Raw genomic sequence first — 18,402 nt, 5'->3', positions numbered from 1 at the left:
GAATATGAATATCAGTGCTACCGCCAAACCCAGCCAAGCTGAAGTGGTTTATGTTGTAGATGACGATGAGGCGGTTCGCGACTCCCTCACTTGGTTACTAGAGAGCAACGGCTATGTTGTGCGCTGTCATGCCAGTGCCGAGCGATTCTTGCAGTCCCTACAAAGTACAGATAAGTCGACAATCTCCTGCGCTATCTTAGACGTCAGAATGTCTGGCATGTCTGGCCTCGAATTACAAGAGCGTTTGATTAGTGAAAACCTACCGATGCCGGTCGCCTTTATCACTGGTCACGGCGATGTCTCAATGGCAGTCTCCACCATGAAGCGTGGTGCAGTCGATTTCATTGAAAAGCCTTTTAAAGAAAATGATCTCTGTGTTTTAGTGGATCGTATGCTAGCAAAAGCCCGTATTGATTACTCGCAAGCTAGTAATCGCAAGGTGACCCAAAGCCTCTTAAGCAAGCTTACAGGTCGAGAACGTCAGGTACTCGAACGCATCGTGGCCGGACGCTTGAATAAGCAGATTGCGGATGATCTTGGCATCTCCATCAAAACAGTAGAGGCGCATCGCGCCAACATCATGGAGAAGCTCAACGTCAATACCGTAGCTGATCTGCTACGCTTGGCTCTTTCTGATCCGCAGCCTAACTAAATACGTATTACATACTTACTACACGCTTACTAAACTCTTATGCCTGCACAGCTACTTGATGGTGTCGCCCTCTCCAAAAAGATTCGTACTGAAATCGCCGCACGTGGCGCAATCGTCACAGCCAAAGGGGTTAGGCCTGGTCTAGCAGTGATTGTGGTCGGGGAAAATCCTGCTAGTCAGGTGTATGTACGAAACAAAGTCAAAGCTTGCGAGGATGTCGGCTTTCATTCTGTATTGGAGCGCTACCCCTTAGAGCTTGGCGAAGAAGCATTGCTAGCTCGAATTGCCATGCTCAATGCCGATCCAACAATCCATGGCATCCTAGTGCAACTGCCCCTGCCCGAACATATTGCAGCTGAGCGCGTACTGGAAGCAATTTCTCCAGAAAAAGATGTGGATGGTTTTCATGTGGCTAATGCTGGTGCCTTAATGGTAGGCCAACCAGAATTCAAGCCCTGTACGCCTTATGGTTGCATGAAGATCCTCGAGAGTATTGATTACCCCATTCGTGGAGCACGTGCAGTCATAGTGGGCGCATCAAATATTGTTGGTAAGCCAATGGCGATGCTATTGCTTCAAGCTGGCGCCACTGTCACCATCTGCAATAGTAAGACCCGTGACTTAGCGCACCATACTAAAGATGCAGATATTCTGGTAGTGGCTACTGGCAAGCCAAAGATGATCTCTGGTGACATGGTAAAAAATGGTGCAGTAGTGATCGACGTTGGCATTAATCGCCTACCTGATGGCAAGTTATGTGGTGACGTTGACTTTGATACCGCCAAATACATTGCCGGCTGGATTACGCCTGTTCCCGGTGGTGTGGGCCCTATGACTATCACCATGCTACTCATGAATACCCTTGAGGCAGCAGAAAAAGCAGCAAAACACTAAAGATATTGCTGGGGCTTTAAACAAAAAATCTCACAGTCCGTTAAGCTTGAGGGATGATTATTTCCACATCCCCAAAGCCTTCTGCTGAACTGCAAAAAAATCCATTAATTTCCTTTGGTAGAGGGATTGCTGCTTACTCTGAAATAAAGCCCAGTGACATTGCACCCGCAATTGAATATCTACTAAAACAAGCACAGCTTGCTGTAGATCATGCAGTCGATACTGCCACCTCTGCAAGCTGGAATGATCTAGTCGAGCCTCTGGAGGATGCTACTGAAAGTCTGGGTAGATCCTGGGGTGTAATTTCTCATCTCAATAGTGTTGCGGATACACCTGAACTTCGTGCGGCCTATGGTGAGATGATGCCCAAAGTCACTGCCTTCTTCTCAAGCTTAGGGCAAAATCTAGCGCTTTATCAAAAGTTCAAGCAGCTTAGTCAAAGCGCTGACTTTTCTAAACTGAATGCTGCACAGAAAAAAGTGATTGAGAACTCATTGAGAGATTTTCGTCTAGGTGGAGCAGAACTTGCGGATTCTCAAAAACCAAGGTTTTCTGAGATTCAAGATGAACAGGCTTTGTTGGGCAAATCCTTTTCTGATCACGTATTAGATGCAACAGATGGATTCGTTCATGTCATTCAAGATGCTACTGAGTTGGCAGGACTACCAGAGGATGCTATCGCTGCCGCTGCTGATCTTGCGTCGCAAAAGAGTCTTCAGGGCTGGGCATTTACCCTGCACTTTCCCTCCTACTACCCTGTCATGCAGTATTCAGAAAATAGAGCGCTGCGAAAGCTGATGTATCAGGCTTATGTCACCCGCGCTTCTGAGCTAGCACCGCAATATGCTATAGGCAATCTCGATTGGGATAACACCCAAAATATGCTTGACCAGCTCCGACTGCGAGATGAAGAGGCTCGTATGCTGGGCTTTACCAATTACGCGGACTTGAGCCTTGCACCAAAGATGGCCAATACCGTAGATGAGGTTGATCTCTTTCTTACCAACTTTGCTGACAAGTCAAAACCATTTGCCCAGAAAGATTGGCAAGCTCTTTGTGAGTTTTCAAAGGCCGAGCTGGGGCTGGCAAAGGGGCTGGAGCCTTGGGATATACCTTTTGCCTCTGAGCACTTGAAGCAAACGCGTTATGCATTTTCTGAAAATGAGCTCAAGCAATACTTCCCGTTACCCAAAGTATTGGATGGCTTATTCGAAGTGATTCAAACGCTCTTTGCTGTCAAGATTGAAGCTGCTGACTTACCCATTTGGCATGCTGATGTGCAATCGTTTGCTGTTAAGGATCAATCTGGAAACATACGAGCCTACTTCTACCTAGATCCCTATGCCCGCCCTGGTAAGCGTGGCGGCGCCTGGATGGATGATGCTCGTGGTCGTCGAGAATTACCGAATGGAGAGATTCAGATACCGGTAGCATATTTAGTGTGTAACTTTGCATCGCCTGTGAAGGTTGACGGTGTCATGCGCCAACCTACTATTACTCATGATGATGTCATCACCCTCTTCCATGAGAGCGGGCATGGATTACATCACCTACTCACTCAAGTAAGTGCTTTAGGTGTCTCAGGAATTAATGGCGTTGAATGGGATGCCGTGGAATTACCAAGTCAGTTTATGGAAAACTTCTGCTGGGAATGGGAAGTACTAGAGAAAATGACTGCACATGCCCAAACAGGTGAACCCTTACCTAAAGCCTTATTTGAAAAAATGCTGGCTGCTAAGAATTTCCAAAATGGCTTGGGTACACTTCGTCAAGTGATCATGTCATTAACAGATTGGCGCTTACATTCACGCTTTGATGCAAGCAACGCAAAGGGCCATGCCGTATTAGATGCTTCTAGAGCCATCGCCAACGAATACAACATCATCCCGCAGCCAGCACTCTCGCGCTGGATTAATTCCTTTAGCCATATCTTTGCTGGTGGCTACGCAGCTGGTTACTACAGCTACAAGTGGGCAGAAGTACTCTCTGCCGATGCATATGCTGCGTTTGAAGAAGCCGCTAAGCTGACAGGCAGTGTATTGGACACTGAAACAGGTACACGCTACAGACAAGAAATTCTGGAGGTGGGCGGTAGCCGCCCTGCTGCGGAATCTTTCAAAGCCTTCCGCGGCAGAGAACCCAGTATTGATGCTTTACTTCGTCATGGGGGCTTAGCCTAGTATTTAAAAGTATCCGGCAGTAAATGTCGGGCATAAACTCATCCTACTTCTTAAGGCGCTCATTGCTGGGGAATAGGTTCTTTCTTGACTCTTCATCTACTTCAGTTTTGAAGGTGTACTTTGTCTTAATGGCCTCCACAGCTTGAGCGCTGGGCTTGGCATTGATTTCATCGAGCAAGCGCTTTACGCTGGGCAGCTTTTCCCAGGCACCTTCCCCCAGTACAAAAGGAATCACTCTAGCCCAGCCCCAAACTGACATGTCCACAATACTGTATTCATCGAGCATATAAGTCTGTTGAGATAAGCGCTCCTCAATTAAGAGCCAATGACGCCAAGCCTCAAAGTCATAGCGATTAACCGCGTATTCTTTTGGCTCTGGAGCAAAGTGCTTAAAGTGAACGGCCTGCCCACAATACGGTCCAATACCAGTAGCTACAAACATGAGCCACGAGTAAAGCTGGGCATGTGTCTGCGGGGTATTTGCTGGCATGAACTTGCCAATCTTCTCGCCCAAGTACAGCATGATGGCATTGCTATCAAACACCGTAATGTCGCCATCGACTAAAACAGGCGTTTTACCATTGGGATTAAGCGCTCTAAATTCTGGTGTGTGTTGATCGCCCTTGCGGGTATCTGTCACCATAATTTCATATGGAGTGTTGGTCTCTTCTAAATAGAGGGCTACTTTTACTGGATTGGGTGATGGGTGATAGTAGAGTTTGAGCATGATGTATTCCTGAGATTGAGAAGCTTTAATAATAGTTGGTTAAAAGCAAGTTGAAACCTGAATAGCTGCTGTGGCGATGGGATTTCGATTTAGTAGTACTTTTTCAAGTCCATCCCCGCATACATACGGGCAACCTGTTCTTCATAGCCATTAAATAGCGCTGTTTTAAGTCTTGGCGTAAGTAATCGAGCGCTATCGTCAATTCGTCGCTCGGTAGACTGAGTCCAGCGCGGATGGGCAACCGTAGGATTTACGTTGGAATAAAAACCATATTCACGTGGATTAAAAATATTCCAACTAGTTGCAGGCTGCTCCTCTAATAGGCGAATTTTGACAATCGATTTAGCGCTTTTAAATCCGTACTTCCAGGGCACTACTAATCGTACGGGTGCGCCATTTTGATTGGGCATCATCTCACCATAGATACCAAAGCTCAACAGGGTTAATGCATTCATGGCCTCGTCTAAGCGCAAGCCTTCTGTATAAGGCCAGCGTAATACAGGGTTTTTAAGTCCCGGCATTTGCTTTGGATCTGCCAAAGAGGTAAATTCCACATACTTTGCAGACCCCAGTGGCTCAACTTTCTTCAGCAATTTGGATAATGGATAACCATCCCATGGAATGACCATGGACCAACCCTCCACGCAGCGCATACGGTAAATACGCTCCTCCATAGGGGCAAGCTTGAGTAAGTCATCTAAGCTAAATTCAGTAGGTTTTTTAACCAAGCCCTCCACTGTCAGAGTCCATGGACGGGTTTTCAAGGTGTGCGCGCGTGAGGCAGGATTGGATTTGGAGGTACCAAACTCGTAAAAGTTATTGTAGGTAGTGACGTCTTTAAAACTAGTTAAATCATCTTTTGCTGAAAATAAAGAATTAAGAGTTGCTGGAAGTCTTTGTGACTCAGGATTAGAAGCTAAAGCATCACGACTTGCCCATGAAGCAAGTAGAAGACCCATGCTACCCGCGGCAGCTGTCTTTAGTATTTCTCTTCGCCCTTCAAAGACTTCTCTTGGTGTGATGTCAGATGATTGAATGCTTCGATCTGTATAAAAATGCATTTTTTATCCTTGTCTCGGCTTGACTAATAACGTGTGAGTAATTTGGCCTACTTCACTGATCGTAAATCTGCCGACCCGATGTACTCTTTAAACTGCTTACACCAAATTAACATGCTGCTGACGTCATCAGGATCTTGAGTCTTTAAAAGATAGAATGCGGCGCCATTCGGCTTTTTAATACGACTGACTTCAATCTGTTGGGAGCTGAACTCATCATTATCTTTAATGGCAGGCTTACTACTGATATAAATATGATAGTCAGGCCCAGGACTTGATCTAAAGTCTTCGCTGGATTGTAAAAATAATTGGTTGCCCACTTTGACTAATTGCCACTCACCAGAGGAGTTGTGTATTAAATCTTGACCCTTTGCACTTTTGTCAATTTGCCCCCGCTTAATAATGTCACCTTCAATTTTTTGATGATCATCAAAGCGCACCTTCAGGTCTTGAACGTGGCCGCGGATTGCATCAAGAATTTGGGCGCTTACTGAAATGGGAAGCAATATTAAAACGCTCACCAGAAGGATATTTACTTTTTTCATTTAAGACCTCGCATGAATTTTTCCCGCAGGAAATTAAACCACTGCCAATACTTTGCTCAACGAATTGCCTTCATAGTTTGGCTTTTCACCAATCTCTTCAAAGGGGTGACCCAAGCGATTGACCCAAAACACGTCAAAGCCATACCATTTAGCCGCTAGAGCATCCCATGCATTACTGGATACAAACAGCACTTCTTCTTTTTTGATGGGAAAGGCTTTTAATAAAAGTCCATAAGCTTGAGGATCCGTTTTAAATAAACGGATATCTTCTATGGTTACAACTTGATCAAGGTAAGGCTTTAATCCATTGCTCTCCACGACAGTAGAAAGCATCTCTCTACTACCGTTAGACAATATGGCGGTTGATAAACCCTTTTCTTTAATAGTTTTTAGAACAATCAAGCTATCCTCAAAACCAGTGAGCTTGGCATATTGATCCATCAGTCGCTTTTCGTATTCCGGGGTGAGATTTAAACTCATCCGCTTACAGACATACCGCAAAGAACGAATCGTTAATTCCCAAAAAGGGAGATAGTGCTTGCTACCGCTGGGATTAGGATCGCTCATGGTGACTAGACGGGTGTATTCAATTTGGCGATCTCGCCACATCAAGGCAAATGCTTGACCGTGACCAGGAAAGAGCTCTTCAGCCAGCTGCCCCATTGAATAGACATCAAATAATGTGCCATAGGCATCAAAAGCAATTAGCTTATACATTTTTATTTCTAGCCATTTATTGTGAATTTTTATTGTCGTTTAAAAAGACCATTAAAGCTAATCCAAAATGAGCCCCCCCCCTAAATCGATCCTTGGCCAACCCATTGGATGTGACATTCCAAGCCCTTTGGAGTGCAAATGATGAAGAAACTATGTAATTAGCGTTCAATGCACCAAATGAGGCGCTAAGTCATTAGATCTACCTATATTATTTAAAGAGATGATTTAGAAATTAATTAAACGTGCTTTTTTGGACTATAAATACGATGACTGGGCGTATCAAGAAAAAATACATCCTGGAGGAATTTAGTAATTCAACAGATCTACTGCCTGAGGTAGTTATATGCCCGCTTTGCGACAGAGCCGTCCCCAAATCACAACGAGATGAGCATCACCTGATTCCTAAATCCCATGGGGGTCGTCATACCGTAGTTTTGCACCGCATTTGCCATCGACAGATTCATGCTACCTTTACTGAAACTGAGCTGGCGCGTCAATATAACGATATTGAACAACTCAAGCTACAGGCTGATATGAGCGGTTTTATCCAGTGGATTCGTCTAAAGCCCGACAATTTTTTTGAGCGCACACGTAAAAGTCGAAGACTTAAGTCTAAATAGCATCCTTTAATCTTTCTAGTAAGCAAATTTACCCAAGGGCTTTTATTATGGGTGATTGCAATTACACCACGGTTGATCTCGTTTGTATTTTAGAAAGTATGCCCCCTTAGCATTGATTAAAGCCAGTTTATATATAGGGATGGCCTTGAGCTGCTCAGTATTGGCTCAACCTACGGAAAAAACTACCGTAGTTGGCTCAAAGCGGTTTACGGAAAGCTATGTCCTTGGAGAATTGATTAAGCTCAAATTGCGTGATGCTGGAATACAAGCTGAACATCGACAAGGTCTTGGCAACACTGCAATTGTTGTTCAAGCACTAAAAACAGGTCAGATTGATGTTTACCCGGAATACACCGGTACCATTCTGCGAGAAATATTAAAACGATCGGAGACCGAAGCCTCATTGAGCCAGCTCAATGGCTGGCTCAAACCTCAGGGATTAAAGGTTGGTATACCGTTAGGCTTTAATAATACTTATGCACTTGCTATGAGATCAGAACAAGCAAGTGCGCTAGGTATTAAGAAAATTAGTGATATTGCAAACCTGACAGCCAAGCAACAATCTGCCCTTCGGATCGCCTTATCTCCAGAATTTAAGACTAGGACTGATGGCTGGCCTGCTCTTGTGCAGACTTACGACCTAAAAAATAAATCAGGGAAAGTGCTGGAACATGGCTTAGCCTACGATGCTCTCGTACGTGGTGATGCCGATATTGTTGATGCTTACTCCACTGATGCAGCGATTGCACGGCAAAGACTAGTTCTACTGGAAGATGACAGGCAAGCATTTCCTCGTTACGATGCAGTACTGTTGATGCGCTCTAATTTCAATGAGAAGCCCTTAGACTCGTTAACTGGGTCATTGAATGAAGTCTCTATGGCAAAGCTCAATGGACTAGCAGAATCTGGACTTAGTTTTGAAAAAGTAGCGCGCGGGTTTTTAAATGCATCTGTTGATGAGCAAGTTAATCCTTCGCAGTTCTCTAGGTTTTTTAAGTTACTTTTTGGTCCAGATTTTTTTACAGCCCTTCGAGCCCATGTTCTGCTAGTAGCTATCTCCTCAACGATGGCCCTTCTGGTCGGAATTCCTCTCGGTATTCTTGCATACCGCCGGCCCTTCTCTGCATCGTGGATTTTGGGGTGTGTGAGTGTCTTACAAACCATACCCTCACTCGCATTACTTACTATTTTGATCGCCGTACTAGACCAAATCGGTGCTGTACCAGCCATTTTGGCTTTATTTATCTATGGCCTGTTACCGATTGTGAATGCGACCTACATTAGCTTGATGAAGGTTCCATCGAGTCTAAAAGAAGCAGCTTTGGCTCTTGGCTGCAAAGAGTGGCAACTGTTATTTTTTATCGAGCTTCCATTTGCAAAACCAATCATCATGGCTGGTTTAGCGTCAGCAACGGTGATTGGCGTTGGTACCTGCACCCTTGCGGCGCTCGTAGGTGCCGGTGGATTTGGCGACCGAATAGTGGCAGGACTTGCCGTAAACGACCATGCGCTGATGCTTGCCGGAGCAATACCGGCCGCTATTTTGGCTCTGCTTGCTCAAGTCATCCTGACACCGAAACGTAAGCTCAGTGACGTCTAAATCAATTTCAAATACTTTTAAATAATGAGTTATCAACTGGTCTGGTTTAAGCGTGATTTGCGCTCTGAAGATCATGCCGCTCTTGTCGAGGCTACAAAGCTAGGCCCCATTCGATGTATTTATGTGCTCGAACCAACACTCTGGCTACAGCCAGATGTTGCACTCCAACACTTTGAGTTCATACGGGAGTCTCTTCAAGATCTGGATGGTCAGCTGCGTTTGCTCGGAGGCGAAATAGAAATTCATGAAGGTGAAGTCACTGAAGTGCTGAGTAAAATTTGGCAAGAAACTCCTTTTCAAGGCTTATATTCCCATCAAGAAACTGGCAACAGATTTACTTATGCCAGAGATCAAGATGTTGGCAAATGGTGTCAGTCTCATGGTATTCATTGGGGTGAATATGCCCAGTTTGGTGTAGTCAGAGGACTGAAGAATCGTAACGAATGGCAAGCCTGTTGGCAAAGGCATATGGAAGCACCTATGTGTGAACTTCCACTGGTTCAATTTTGGAAGACCCCGCTTTCCAACAAGCCAGTAACGAATCCTAGCGCTCATTTTGTGACGCCAGCGGCAATGCAGGCCCCTGCCCACCTTAGGCACAATCCGCCATTGAGACAGCGCGGTGGAAGATCCGTTGCGCTCAAAACACTCAATAGTTTTTTAAAGCAGAGAAGCATGTGGTACCGAGGCGGGATTTCATCGCCTTTATCAGCGCCAGATGCATGTTCACGATTATCTGTGTTTATAAGCTATGGGTGTCTTAGCATCAGAGAGGTAGTGCAAGCAACAAACGAAGAGCTACTTCAAATGCCGCCAGAAGCTAGCAGAAGAAAATCCGGTTTAGTTGCTTTTATCAGTCGCCTGTATTGGCATTGTCACTTTATTCAAAAGCTGGAGAGTGAGCCTGAAATTGAATGGGAGAACATGCATCGTGGTTATGATGGATTACGTGAGCATGAATTTAATGTTGATCACTTTAATGCCCTAAAGGATGGCAGGACAGGCTGGCCCATGGTGGACGCTTGTGTCGTCATGCTTCGTGAAACGGGATGGCTTAATTTTAGAATGCGGGCAATGCTGGTTTCAGTTGCAGCCTATCCGCTTTGGTTGCACTGGAAACCTGTAGGAGATTGGTTAGCCACCCAGTTTTTGGACTATGAGCCAGGAATTCACTGGAGTCAAATGCAGATGCAATCTGGCACTACCGGAATCAACGTCACCCGCGTTTATAACCCGATCAAACAAGCGCAAGATCATGATCAAAAGGGCTTTTTTGTGAGGAAATGGCTGCCCCACATGCGTCAAATACCGAACACATGGATTTTTGAGCCTTGGAACATGACCCAAGATGTGCAAAATCATTTAGGTATTTATATCGGTAAAGAAATTCCTCAACCGATTGTAGACATTGCCACCGCTACCAAAACATCTAAAGATCGCCTGCATTCAAGACGTAACTTATCAGAAGTTCGAGCTGGCAAGAAATCCGTTATTAATAAGCATGCCTCGAGAAAAAAAGGGGCTGAACGTAAAAACTCTAAAGTTAAATCAAAGGACACTAGCTCACAGCTTACTCTTGAATTTTAGAGGGAGTTACAGAAATCAACTGATATTCAGTAATCAAGGCTTAGATGTTTGATTGTTATTGGATAGCTATGTCGGCTACCAGACATATAAATCCATCGCTTATCTCTATCATCGATTTACAGCACAATTATCTTTGTGTTGGGTAGTACCCCCAATGTAGATATCAGTGGAGAATGATGATGAGAAAAATCAATAGCGCTATAAGCAAAGCTTCTAATAAAGCAGTTGATGAATTAATTAGCGAGTACAAAGCACTAATTGAAGATGCTGAAGCTTTAATTGAAGCTACCGAGGGGCATGTGGATGATGCTATTAAGACCGTTCGCTCAAAGGCTTTAAAAACCCTTGCCGCTACTAAAGAAAGCATTGCCAACTTTGAAGGCGTAGTTATAGACAAGGCCAAATCTGCTGCTAAAGATACGGATAACTTTGTTCATCGCAACCCTTGGGAGTCAGTGGGAGTTGCTGCTGGTCTGGGGTTAATCGTCGGATTATTTATTCGCGGAAGATAAATAGAGGGCCACTATCATGCTACGGAAAGGGTGGTGGCCTTTTTTAATCGATTGGATGGCTTGATCAACCAACCGGCACAACACGTATTTTTTAATATGCAGTCCAGGACCAATCGCGCTTGGTCTGCCCAGTACGATTAAACCGTACACCCTAAGCTAAATCATTTTCTACAGTGGATTTAATAAGCTCCCACTCCTCATCCGAAAACAGTCGTGATCGTGTATGAAAAGCTTTGCCTGTATTACCTTCCAATGAAAACGTACCCCCACTACCCTCAATCACATCCAGTATTAATTGGGTATGTTTCCAATACTCATATTGCGATTTGCCAATATAGAATGGTACTGAGCCAACCTCCCCCAATTTGACATCATAGGGACCGATCGTCAGGTCAGTAGGCAAATAGCAATTTGCAGCACTGTTGTCACAACATCCACCAGATTGATGAAATAGAATTTCTCCATGAAGCGTTTGCATCTCTTTAATGAGTGCTAATGCTTCCGGCGTTGCCACAATACGCTCAACCATGCTGTGCTCCTTTCAGTAGAAAAAGGGGTAAATTGCTTTACCCCTTTTTGATACGATATAAAACGATCAGAAAAAGCCGAGTTTATTTTCGCTATAGCTAACCAATAAGTTTTTGGTTTGTTGGTAGTGAGCTAGCATCATCTTGTGATTTTCACGGCCGATACCGGATTCCTTATAGCCACCAAACGCAGCATGGGCTGGATAGGCGTGATAACAGTTTGTCCAAACGCGACCTGCTTTAATGGCTCGGCCCATTCGATACGCCAAATTACCGTTACGCGTCCATACGCCCGCACCTAATCCATACAGAGTGTCATTGGCTAACTCAAGGGCTTCTGCTTCGTCTTTAAAGGTAGTTACAGCCAAGACAGGGCCAAAGATTTCTTCTTGGAAGATCCGCATCTTATTATGACCCTTAAAGATAGTGGGTTGAACGTAATAGCCACCCTCTAAATCACCGCCTAGGTGTGCTTGTGCACCGCCAGCGAGCAACTCTGCACCTTCTTGCTTGCCTAGATCAAGATAAGAAAGGATCTTCGTGAGCTGCTCTTTGGATGCCTGCGCACCCATCATGCTATCAGTATCTAATGGATTGATCTGCTTAATTGCGGCAACGCGCTTCAGCACACGCTCCATAAATCGGTCGTAAATACTTTCCTGAATTAAGGCGCGGCTTGGGCAAGTGCACACCTCACCTTGATTGAAGGCAAACAACACAAGACCTTCAATTGCTTTATCTAAAAATGCATCATCTTTATCCATGACATCGGCAAAGAAGACATTAGGAGATTTTCCGCCTAGCTCTAAAGTTGCCGGGATTAAATTATTTGCAGCAGCTTGCGCAATCACACGACCAGTAGAGGTCGAGCCGGTAAAAGCAATCTTAGCAATGCGCTTACTATTGGCCAGTGGCATACCAGTTTCGCGGCCGTACCCATTGACGATGTTAAGAACACCTGGTGGCAATAGATCTGCAATCAACTCGGCTACGATCAGGATTGAAATGGGAGTAGATTCCGCTGGCTTCAAGACTACGCAATTGCCTGCAGCTAAAGCTGGGGCAAGCTTCCATGCGGCCATCAAGATTGGGAAATTCCATGGGATGATTTGTCCTACAACACCCAATGGTTCCAAGTAATGATAGGCCACAGTGTTTTCATCAATCTCACTCAGACCTCCCTCTTGTGCACGGATTGCCCCGGCAAAGTATCGAAAGTGATCAATTGCAAGCGGAATATCCGCATTTAAGGTTTCCCGAATTGCTTTACCGTTATCAATAGCATCAACATAGGCCAATAGTTCTAAGTTTTGCTCCATGCGATCGGCAATCTTCAACAAAATATTGCTACGCGTTGTTACGTCAGCTTTACCCCATTGATCGGCAGCAGCATGCGCGGCATCCAAAGCCAGTTCAATATCGCTAGCATCAGAGCGCGCTACCTTGGTGTACGCCTTGCCATTAATAGGTGAAATCACATCAAAATATTGGCCTTTACTTGGGGCTACCCACTTACCGCCAATAAAATTATCGTAGTGGGCTTTGTATTTCATCAGGGCGTCAGCATGGCCTGGGTTTGCATAAATCATGTCTATCTCCTACTTGTTATGGTTAGAATATTTACATACACGAAATGCTTTACAACTGTAGTGAAGCAGTTAATCAATAAACGGTGTGGCTTAAAAATTAACAGTAATCCGCTTACGCAAAATACCAGTAACTTAAACGTTTCTCAGCACTAGTATTGACATTAAATGGACTCAGATTAATTCTATGTCCTACGCACAATCTGTGTATTAAAACTTCAGGTACTTTTTGCATAGGTTAAATAAAAACCTTGTCAGCGCTGGAAAAGACATAGGGCTTTGTTGACCTAAGACTACATTTGAAGAGGTCGAGGAGGCTCAATCTAGATCTTGCTCACTCTTTTCGATAGGCGCTGACGCCTTCAATACCGAACTAATGGTCATAGTCGCACGCAAATTGGTGGTTCGTATCCCGATGATGCGCTTCATCATTACGAACGGCAATCACGACATCCCGAAGGGTTGCATCAGATCCAAGCTTCCAGTAATCAATAGCGATCCTTGGAGCCGGCACATTAGGCGTGCGTCCCTCATCAATTTCTTTTAGATATTCGGTATAGGAGTAGACCGCTTCTTCCTCAAAATAGCCAACTATGCGATGTGCTGTTCTTGGAAAAAACACATAAATAATAAAAAAGAAATTCCAGAAGATGGCCTGAGTAAACAAGACGAGATAACGCTCAAACACATTAGGCTTAGCAATCTCGATAAAAGTCATTAGATGCATTCTTTCGTTCTCAGCTTCCGCTAAAAGCGTACGAATCTTTGGTCCATAGCCAATTTTCATACTACGAAGGCTGGTTAAGTGAGTCCACATACCAGCAACCATTCCTGGAACACCTGCTACGGTTTCTAAAACAACGGCTCGATGTCCATACCGCTTCTTAAAAAAGGTGTCAGCAAAAAAGCGCATACCCTTGGTAAACGCCAATGCAACTCGATCAGAAATATCAATGGGGGTGTAGTGGATAGATTCGCTCATAAGAACACTCTAAGTCTTTTTTAGGATCCATGCCCAAAGTCAGTTATTTGCTCACTTTGGACCTAGAAAATCTAGCCTGCACAGCACGATCCGAGCCAGCTAACTACGCCTCGGCAGTATTCATATCTAATTTAAAGTCTATATATTTCAATGGCTTATAGCGAAAAAGCGAATCGTGAAATAAATTGTGCAGTGCATGAGGATTACTTAAAACTACTCTCAAGCGACAAAACCCCCACGATTTCTGATGGGAGTTTCTGAGCTACTTGGTAGCTCGAGGCGGTATTAACTGCAGTCTGAGGCCTCTAATCCCAAACTTTCAACTTGTTTTGTCATAAAAGTGGCTGGATAAAAGCAAACCAACCGCCAATTATCAGCAGAGCCAAGCTAAACAAATAAATACCTAAAGATACTTTACGAGTTCTTAAGCATGCCTGCCTTAGCCTCAGATCTACTGGGCATGGGGCATAACGATTACGCCACTGTACGATGCCGCCAATCACCATCAACACAGTACTGAATAAAAAAATGATCTCCTTGTTCTCGCTGATCCACACAATTTGAGGAAATACAGCAACGAGTGAAGCCAGAGCCGCACCCGCCCCCAAGCTCACCAGTAATGCAGGAATGGCACAACAGACTAAGGTGCTGGAGCTAGCAAAAAGAGTTACTAAGGAGCTAAAGAAGGAGGTTTTTACATCATGCAAATCATCCTGCATCATTTCTTAGCCTTCATCTGCTCTTTAAATTGAGCGACTGTCTGTGGAATTGTTTCAACACTAACAACGTCATAACCAGAATCGGTAATCTCCTCTTTGATTAACTTTTCATTAAGCGTTTTTCCATCTTTTGCCTCAACTATCACAACCTTATTTTTTAAATCAACTAATACCGCCTTTGTTTCATCGAGTTTTAAGAGGCTCTTTTCGATGCCTTGCGCACAAAAAGAGCAGACCATACCATTTACTGTGACTTTCATACTAGCTAAAGCTGCTTGACTCAATCCTAGTAAAGAAATTGCCAATATAAAATTAATCATTTTCATGTTTATCATCCTAATAGTTATACATAAAGTTAAAACGCAGTTGTCCAGATAGATTTGCGCCCGCTTCCACAAAATACCGATTGTGAATAACCCGCAGCATGGGAGTGAACTCATACTGATTTGATACAAACGTCATCCGCCGAGCCTCAATCACGAGCCATGGCTGTGGCTGGTCATAATCAACCTCATAAAATGAAGCCCCAAGGCGTGCCGTAGTGATGTTGCTTGTTGCTCCCTGTGCCGCATAAACCCGGGCAGATGCCATGGAGTAAAACCGGGTAGTTTCATAATCGACCTGAAGACCGGGTGACGCCATTGCCTTTGATCCTCCGAACGTATTCCCAGTTGTAGAGCCTAAACCACCAATAAACCAAACATTAGCCTGTGCATTAGGTAGGTTCCAGCGTGCCACCTTGCGGGTATAGACCACTTCTGCATTTTGCCTTCTTGATACGGAATCTTCTGTTTGCATCGCGCTAACTGAAACTCCGAGTGCATCATTTGCTGTGGTGGAATAGTTTACCGACAATTCTTGATAGGTTTTGCTAAAGTCACCCATCACCATCCAGCTATTTTTATAGCCCAAAGGCGCAGCACTGAGCTGTGTCATAAATCCTATTGCCATAAGAAATGCAAACTTTAAAAATAGAGTCCGCTTCATTTCAGCTTTTCAATAGCAGCGATATCCAAAGTGCCATCTACCACTTTGATTTGAAAGCGCACCTTATCACCAGGACGATAGGCATCTAGATTCAAGTCCTTTGAGGTACCAAAAGGCATGGTCATTGCATGCATTCTGATACTGGCAATATATTCATGCTTAAGCACAATACGATCACGGGATGGGTCGATTCTGACGATCTCACCATTGACCCATTCTGGGTTTGCTATGGCATAAGACGATAGCAAGCAAACTAAAGCGATAATAATTTGTTTCATAAAACTCTCCAGTGAAGTAAATACCCAAAATTTGGGCGGACTTATGCTGTGGAGTTAAAGAATGGGTGGCTTAATTAGCGATGGCGTGTTGTAACTAGCAAAACTAAAATTCCCGACATTTGATGTGGTCTGATGAGAAATCAGACCAGAAAATGGCAGGTATGAATGAGGGGCAAATGCCATACACAGCACGCAAGAATTACAACCACTATCTTGGAAGTAATTCTGTGGATCAGACTTATCTGTTGTCGTTACTTTGAGATCTTGATGACATGGATGAGAAGATTTTTGAGTTTCAACACCAACTGCTGTCGATTGATGTTTAAATGGCATGTCCGAAACTGCCCAAGCTTGAATGGGCAAGGTAAGAATTAAAAAGATAAGCGAAAGCTTTTTGAACATTAGTTAATTTTAATACTTCTCCTCCTAACTTGCTACCGATGACAAATTAGATGCTCACAGGCCCGAAACTGAGTATTTAATTGTTTATCTAGCTTTATAGCTACCCAAATAAGGCCTGTCACCACGCAGCACATTGTGATTCCACTAAAGCGTGTGATGAAGTCACCTAACTGCGCTCTCACCGAGATATCTTTTAGACGTGGCATGACGGTCAGTGCACCAACCAATAATTCAACATGAGCAACAATTTCTCCAAAACATACAAACCTACATACTTTTGAGGGGGATCTTCGGCAGCACCAGTTGCAGGATCAAGTAGAAATTTGTTAAGGCCTTGGTTTCATTTAAAGGTCCATTAAGGCAATTAGCAACTCTAAGTTATTTAGTTTGATATTTTTGTAGAGTTTTGAGGGGCACAAGAGTTAAGGCGGCCTTATGTGTTGCCGGTAGATTAACCGGGGGCGCCACACCCGCCTCTTCTGCTTCTATCCATCTGGCAGTACAGAGACACCATTTATCACCAGGCTTTAAACCTGGAAAACTCGAGCGTGGTTTCGGGGTTTGAAGGTCGTTTCCACGAGATTTTGTGTAATCAAGAAACTTTTGGGTCATGGTTGCTGCAACCGCATGTTGACCTGGATCGTTTTCATCGGTACGACAATATCCATCTCTATAAAACCCCGTAATTTGATTGCCCTTAAGAGGAGCTAGCTCTTGCTCTAAAACATTGAAACCTCTTGCCATATCAGCCATAACTGAAGAAGATAAAGCTATCAAAAAAAGGGAAAGTAATTTACGAATCATATTTTCCAGATGCTAGAACTATCTTACATATGTGCTCAAGTCGCTCGATGTGTTCATAGGCTTGCCAAGGAGAAACGTCGACTGCAACCACTCCGTGCCCCTTAATGCCAACAATATCAAAGCCAATAAAGCCATCTTCATCTAGTTGTAAATTAGCATGACACTGATCCGCAAGTTGCTGACTAATCGGTTCAACATCTTGTACATTGGGAGCAACCTTTGTATAACGATTAAGCTCGGGGAATGCCTCACTAACAGTGCTAAGATCAATGCCAGCATGCATGGCTGCAATACAGTAGGTTGGGTGTAAATGCACCACCACCCTCACCTCATTGCTGTGTTGCCCCAATTTTTTCTGAAGTCCAAAATGCAATGGTATCTCGCCGCTAGGTCTTAAATTTTTACTAATATCGGTGTAATCAAGCTCTTCCCAAGTTTCGCCCAATAACTTAATTTTTTTGAACTGATCAGGCTGCAATGTTTGCTTACGAACGCCACTAGGTGTAATGTAAAAATGATCACGATCGTGATGCCTGATGCTGACATTACCGTCTCTACTGGTAATCCAATTACGCTTATATGCGTCTATCAAGGTGTCACAAATTGTTTCTAGCATTTTTTTCTCATTTCAAAAAAGTCGCCCAAAGGCGACTTAAGGACCCTTTCTCAGCGGTCAAGGACAAAACCATTGTGTACCTATTAGGGTTTTTACGTATAAGACTACTTTTAGAGGGGCTTTTGCCTTGGTGCGACATATACAAATAAGGTGCATAGTGTTTGGGCAGTGCCCCAAGTATTTTTTAAAAAAAGGAAAATGAAATGACGTACTTGTTAAGCACCATAAGCCAAATATTCGCCCATCACGTGAATAATAAGTATTTAAAGCAATTCTTTACTAGTCACAATCGCAACAGTCATTATCAGGCAAAGAAAACGATCTTTGGACTCAAGTTTCAATATGCTGTAATTAGGAGGCGTTAAATCATCATTAAACTTAATTAGCTTTTAAATAATTTGGTGTTTAT

General features: G+C 43.9%; 21 protein-coding genes. 7 read left to right on the top strand and 14 right to left on the bottom strand.

What is annotated here, in order from left to right; genetic code table 11:
- The first annotated feature begins 4 nt into the window (after positions 1 to 4).
- The 3 genes from DN92_RS05110 to DN92_RS05100 are packed head-to-tail and all read left to right on the top strand — an operon-like array spanning position 5 to position 3,726.
- A complete protein-coding gene (locus DN92_RS05110) occupies positions 5 to 652 on the top strand; it encodes a response regulator transcription factor (protein ID WP_173960235.1) in 648 nt (215 codons plus the stop codon).
- Positions 653 to 691: 39 nt separating this feature from the next.
- Positions 692 to 1,546, top strand: a complete 855-nt coding sequence (folD, locus tag DN92_RS05105) for a bifunctional methylenetetrahydrofolate dehydrogenase/methenyltetrahydrofolate cyclohydrolase FolD (RefSeq protein ID WP_173960234.1) — start codon at positions 692 to 694, stop codon at positions 1,544 to 1,546.
- A gap of 53 nt (positions 1,547 to 1,599) precedes the next feature.
- Positions 1,600 to 3,726, top strand: coding sequence for a M3 family metallopeptidase (locus DN92_RS05100; protein ID WP_173960233.1), 2,127 nt, complete (start codon positions 1,600 to 1,602; stop codon positions 3,724 to 3,726).
- 43 nt (positions 3,727 to 3,769) lie between these two features.
- Here the strand turns inward: DN92_RS05100 and DN92_RS05095 are convergent, their stop codons facing one another.
- From DN92_RS05095 to DN92_RS05080, 4 genes are all read right to left on the bottom strand, one after another.
- The gene (locus DN92_RS05095) at positions 3,770 to 4,453 is read right to left on the bottom strand and encodes a glutathione S-transferase family protein (RefSeq protein ID WP_173960232.1); all 684 of its coding nucleotides are present in this window, start codon (positions 4,451 to 4,453) and stop codon (positions 3,770 to 3,772) included.
- 89 nt (positions 4,454 to 4,542) lie between these two features.
- Positions 4,543 to 5,514, bottom strand: coding sequence for a protein-methionine-sulfoxide reductase catalytic subunit MsrP (msrP, locus tag DN92_RS05090; protein WP_173960231.1), 972 nt, complete (start codon positions 5,512 to 5,514; stop codon positions 4,543 to 4,545).
- 47 nt (positions 5,515 to 5,561) lie between these two features.
- A complete protein-coding gene (locus DN92_RS05085; protein WP_173960230.1) occupies positions 5,562 to 6,056 on the bottom strand; it encodes a DM13 domain-containing protein in 495 nt (164 codons plus the stop codon).
- Positions 6,057 to 6,089: 33 nt separating this feature from the next.
- On the bottom strand, positions 6,090 to 6,773 hold the full coding sequence (locus DN92_RS05080) for a haloacid dehalogenase type II (RefSeq protein WP_173960229.1): 684 nt from the start codon (positions 6,771 to 6,773) through the stop codon (positions 6,090 to 6,092).
- Between the two features lie 266 nt (positions 6,774 to 7,039).
- Here DN92_RS05080 and DN92_RS05075 point away from each other — a divergent pair, with 266 nt between their 5' ends.
- The 4 genes from DN92_RS05075 to DN92_RS05060 all read left to right on the top strand — a co-directional run bounded on the left by DN92_RS05075 (position 7,040) and on the right by DN92_RS05060 (position 11,092).
- On the top strand, positions 7,040 to 7,393 hold the full coding sequence (locus DN92_RS05075) for an HNH endonuclease (protein ID WP_173960228.1): 354 nt from the start codon (positions 7,040 to 7,042) through the stop codon (positions 7,391 to 7,393).
- A gap of 139 nt (positions 7,394 to 7,532) precedes the next feature.
- Positions 7,533 to 8,993, top strand: a complete 1,461-nt coding sequence (locus DN92_RS05070) for a glycine betaine ABC transporter substrate-binding protein (protein ID WP_173960227.1) — start codon at positions 7,533 to 7,535, stop codon at positions 8,991 to 8,993.
- Between the two features lie 24 nt (positions 8,994 to 9,017).
- On the top strand, positions 9,018 to 10,580 hold the full coding sequence (locus tag DN92_RS05065; protein ID WP_173960226.1) for a cryptochrome/deoxyribodipyrimidine photo-lyase family protein: 1,563 nt from the start codon (positions 9,018 to 9,020) through the stop codon (positions 10,578 to 10,580).
- Between the two features lie 179 nt (positions 10,581 to 10,759).
- Positions 10,760 to 11,092: an ElaB/YgaM/YqjD family protein gene (locus DN92_RS05060; RefSeq protein ID WP_254598350.1), complete on the top strand. Its 333-nt coding sequence runs from the start codon at positions 10,760 to 10,762 to the stop codon at positions 11,090 to 11,092.
- A gap of 151 nt (positions 11,093 to 11,243) precedes the next feature.
- On the opposite strand, the gene DN92_RS05055 is transcribed toward DN92_RS05060, so the two are convergent.
- The 10 genes from DN92_RS05055 to DN92_RS05010 form a co-directional block, all read right to left on the bottom strand.
- The gene (locus DN92_RS05055; protein WP_173960224.1) at positions 11,244 to 11,621 is read right to left on the bottom strand and encodes a DUF779 domain-containing protein; all 378 of its coding nucleotides are present in this window, start codon (positions 11,619 to 11,621) and stop codon (positions 11,244 to 11,246) included.
- Positions 11,622 to 11,687: 66 nt separating this feature from the next.
- Entirely contained in the window at positions 11,688 to 13,208 is a 1,521-nt protein-coding gene (exaC, locus tag DN92_RS05050) for an acetaldehyde dehydrogenase ExaC (RefSeq protein WP_173960223.1), read from the bottom strand.
- 370 nt (positions 13,209 to 13,578) lie between these two features.
- Positions 13,579 to 14,187, bottom strand: a complete 609-nt coding sequence (locus tag DN92_RS05045; RefSeq protein WP_173960222.1) for an alternative oxidase — start codon at positions 14,185 to 14,187, stop codon at positions 13,579 to 13,581.
- Between the two features lie 332 nt (positions 14,188 to 14,519).
- Positions 14,520 to 14,909, bottom strand: coding sequence for a hypothetical protein (locus DN92_RS05040; RefSeq protein ID WP_173960221.1), 390 nt, complete (start codon positions 14,907 to 14,909; stop codon positions 14,520 to 14,522).
- Entirely contained in the window at positions 14,906 to 15,232 is a 327-nt protein-coding gene (locus DN92_RS05035; protein WP_173960220.1) for a heavy-metal-associated domain-containing protein, read from the bottom strand. The genes DN92_RS05040 and DN92_RS05035 overlap by 4 nt, the downstream gene beginning before the upstream one ends.
- A 10-nt stretch (positions 15,233 to 15,242) precedes the next feature.
- Positions 15,243 to 15,842 (bottom strand): hypothetical protein, encoded by a 600-nt coding sequence (locus DN92_RS05030; protein WP_254598349.1) that lies wholly within the window; start codon positions 15,840 to 15,842, stop codon positions 15,243 to 15,245.
- 47 nt (positions 15,843 to 15,889) lie between these two features.
- Positions 15,890 to 16,171: a copper-binding protein gene (locus DN92_RS05025; RefSeq protein WP_173960218.1), complete on the bottom strand. Its 282-nt coding sequence runs from the start codon at positions 16,169 to 16,171 to the stop codon at positions 15,890 to 15,892.
- Positions 16,172 to 16,225: 54 nt separating this feature from the next.
- Positions 16,226 to 16,573, bottom strand: coding sequence for a hypothetical protein (locus DN92_RS05020; RefSeq protein ID WP_173960217.1), 348 nt, complete (start codon positions 16,571 to 16,573; stop codon positions 16,226 to 16,228).
- A gap of 378 nt (positions 16,574 to 16,951) precedes the next feature.
- Positions 16,952 to 17,377 (bottom strand): DUF2237 family protein, encoded by a 426-nt coding sequence (locus DN92_RS05015; protein ID WP_254598348.1) that lies wholly within the window; start codon positions 17,375 to 17,377, stop codon positions 16,952 to 16,954.
- Positions 17,367 to 17,993, bottom strand: a complete 627-nt coding sequence (locus DN92_RS05010) for a class II aldolase/adducin family protein (RefSeq protein WP_173960216.1) — start codon at positions 17,991 to 17,993, stop codon at positions 17,367 to 17,369. The genes DN92_RS05015 and DN92_RS05010 overlap by 11 nt, the downstream gene beginning before the upstream one ends.
- Positions 17,994 to 18,402 lie beyond the last annotated feature (409 nt).

It is taken from the genome of Polynucleobacter arcticus (genome assembly GCF_013307205.1).
GTDB classification, from domain to species: Bacteria; Pseudomonadota; Gammaproteobacteria; order Burkholderiales; family Burkholderiaceae; genus Polynucleobacter; species Polynucleobacter arcticus.
The sequence above is the reverse complement of the archived record's forward strand: the minus strand, read 5'-3'. Positions and strand labels throughout refer to the sequence as shown.

Excerpts from the sequence above, each read along its gene's own strand:
- DN92_RS05025 (WP_173960218.1), bottom strand. The coding sequence starts at position 16,171 with ATGAAACAAATTATTATCGCTTTAGTTTGCTTGCTATCGTCTTATGCC.
- DN92_RS05060 (WP_254598350.1), top strand. The coding sequence starts at position 10,760 with ATGAGAAAAATCAATAGCGCTATAAGCAAAGCTTCTAATAAAGCAGTT.
- DN92_RS05045 (WP_173960222.1), bottom strand. The coding sequence starts at position 14,187 with ATGAGCGAATCTATCCACTACACCCCCATTGATATTTCTGATCGAGTT.
- DN92_RS05100 (WP_173960233.1), top strand. The coding sequence starts at position 1,600 with ATGATTATTTCCACATCCCCAAAGCCTTCTGCTGAACTGCAAAAAAAT.
- DN92_RS05035 (WP_173960220.1), bottom strand. The coding sequence starts at position 15,232 with ATGAAAATGATTAATTTTATATTGGCAATTTCTTTACTAGGATTGAGT.
- DN92_RS05055 (WP_173960224.1), bottom strand. The coding sequence starts at position 11,621 with ATGGTTGAGCGTATTGTGGCAACGCCGGAAGCATTAGCACTCATTAAA.
- DN92_RS05015 (WP_254598348.1), bottom strand. The coding sequence starts at position 17,377 with ATGATTCGTAAATTACTTTCCCTTTTTTTGATAGCTTTATCTTCTTCA.
- DN92_RS05080 (WP_173960229.1), bottom strand. The coding sequence starts at position 6,773 with ATGTATAAGCTAATTGCTTTTGATGCCTATGGCACATTATTTGATGTC.
- folD (WP_173960234.1), top strand. The coding sequence starts at position 692 with ATGCCTGCACAGCTACTTGATGGTGTCGCCCTCTCCAAAAAGATTCGT.
- DN92_RS05065 (WP_173960226.1), top strand. The coding sequence starts at position 9,018 with ATGAGTTATCAACTGGTCTGGTTTAAGCGTGATTTGCGCTCTGAAGAT.
- DN92_RS05030 (WP_254598349.1), bottom strand. The coding sequence starts at position 15,842 with ATGACACAGCTCAGTGCTGCGCCTTTGGGCTATAAAAATAGCTGGATG.
- DN92_RS05040 (WP_173960221.1), bottom strand. The coding sequence starts at position 14,909 with ATGATGCAGGATGATTTGCATGATGTAAAAACCTCCTTCTTTAGCTCC.
- DN92_RS05010 (WP_173960216.1), bottom strand. The coding sequence starts at position 17,993 with ATGCTAGAAACAATTTGTGACACCTTGATAGACGCATATAAGCGTAAT.
- exaC (WP_173960223.1), bottom strand. The coding sequence starts at position 13,208 with ATGATTTATGCAAACCCAGGCCATGCTGACGCCCTGATGAAATACAAA.
- DN92_RS05095 (WP_173960232.1), bottom strand. The coding sequence starts at position 4,453 with ATGCTCAAACTCTACTATCACCCATCACCCAATCCAGTAAAAGTAGCC.
- DN92_RS05075 (WP_173960228.1), top strand. The coding sequence starts at position 7,040 with ATGACTGGGCGTATCAAGAAAAAATACATCCTGGAGGAATTTAGTAAT.
- DN92_RS05070 (WP_173960227.1), top strand. The coding sequence starts at position 7,533 with ATGGCCTTGAGCTGCTCAGTATTGGCTCAACCTACGGAAAAAACTACC.
- DN92_RS05110 (WP_173960235.1), top strand. The coding sequence starts at position 5 with ATGAATATCAGTGCTACCGCCAAACCCAGCCAAGCTGAAGTGGTTTAT.
- DN92_RS05085 (WP_173960230.1), bottom strand. The coding sequence starts at position 6,056 with ATGAAAAAAGTAAATATCCTTCTGGTGAGCGTTTTAATATTGCTTCCC.
- msrP (WP_173960231.1), bottom strand. The coding sequence starts at position 5,514 with ATGCATTTTTATACAGATCGAAGCATTCAATCATCTGACATCACACCA.
- DN92_RS05020 (WP_173960217.1), bottom strand. The coding sequence starts at position 16,573 with ATGTTCAAAAAGCTTTCGCTTATCTTTTTAATTCTTACCTTGCCCATT.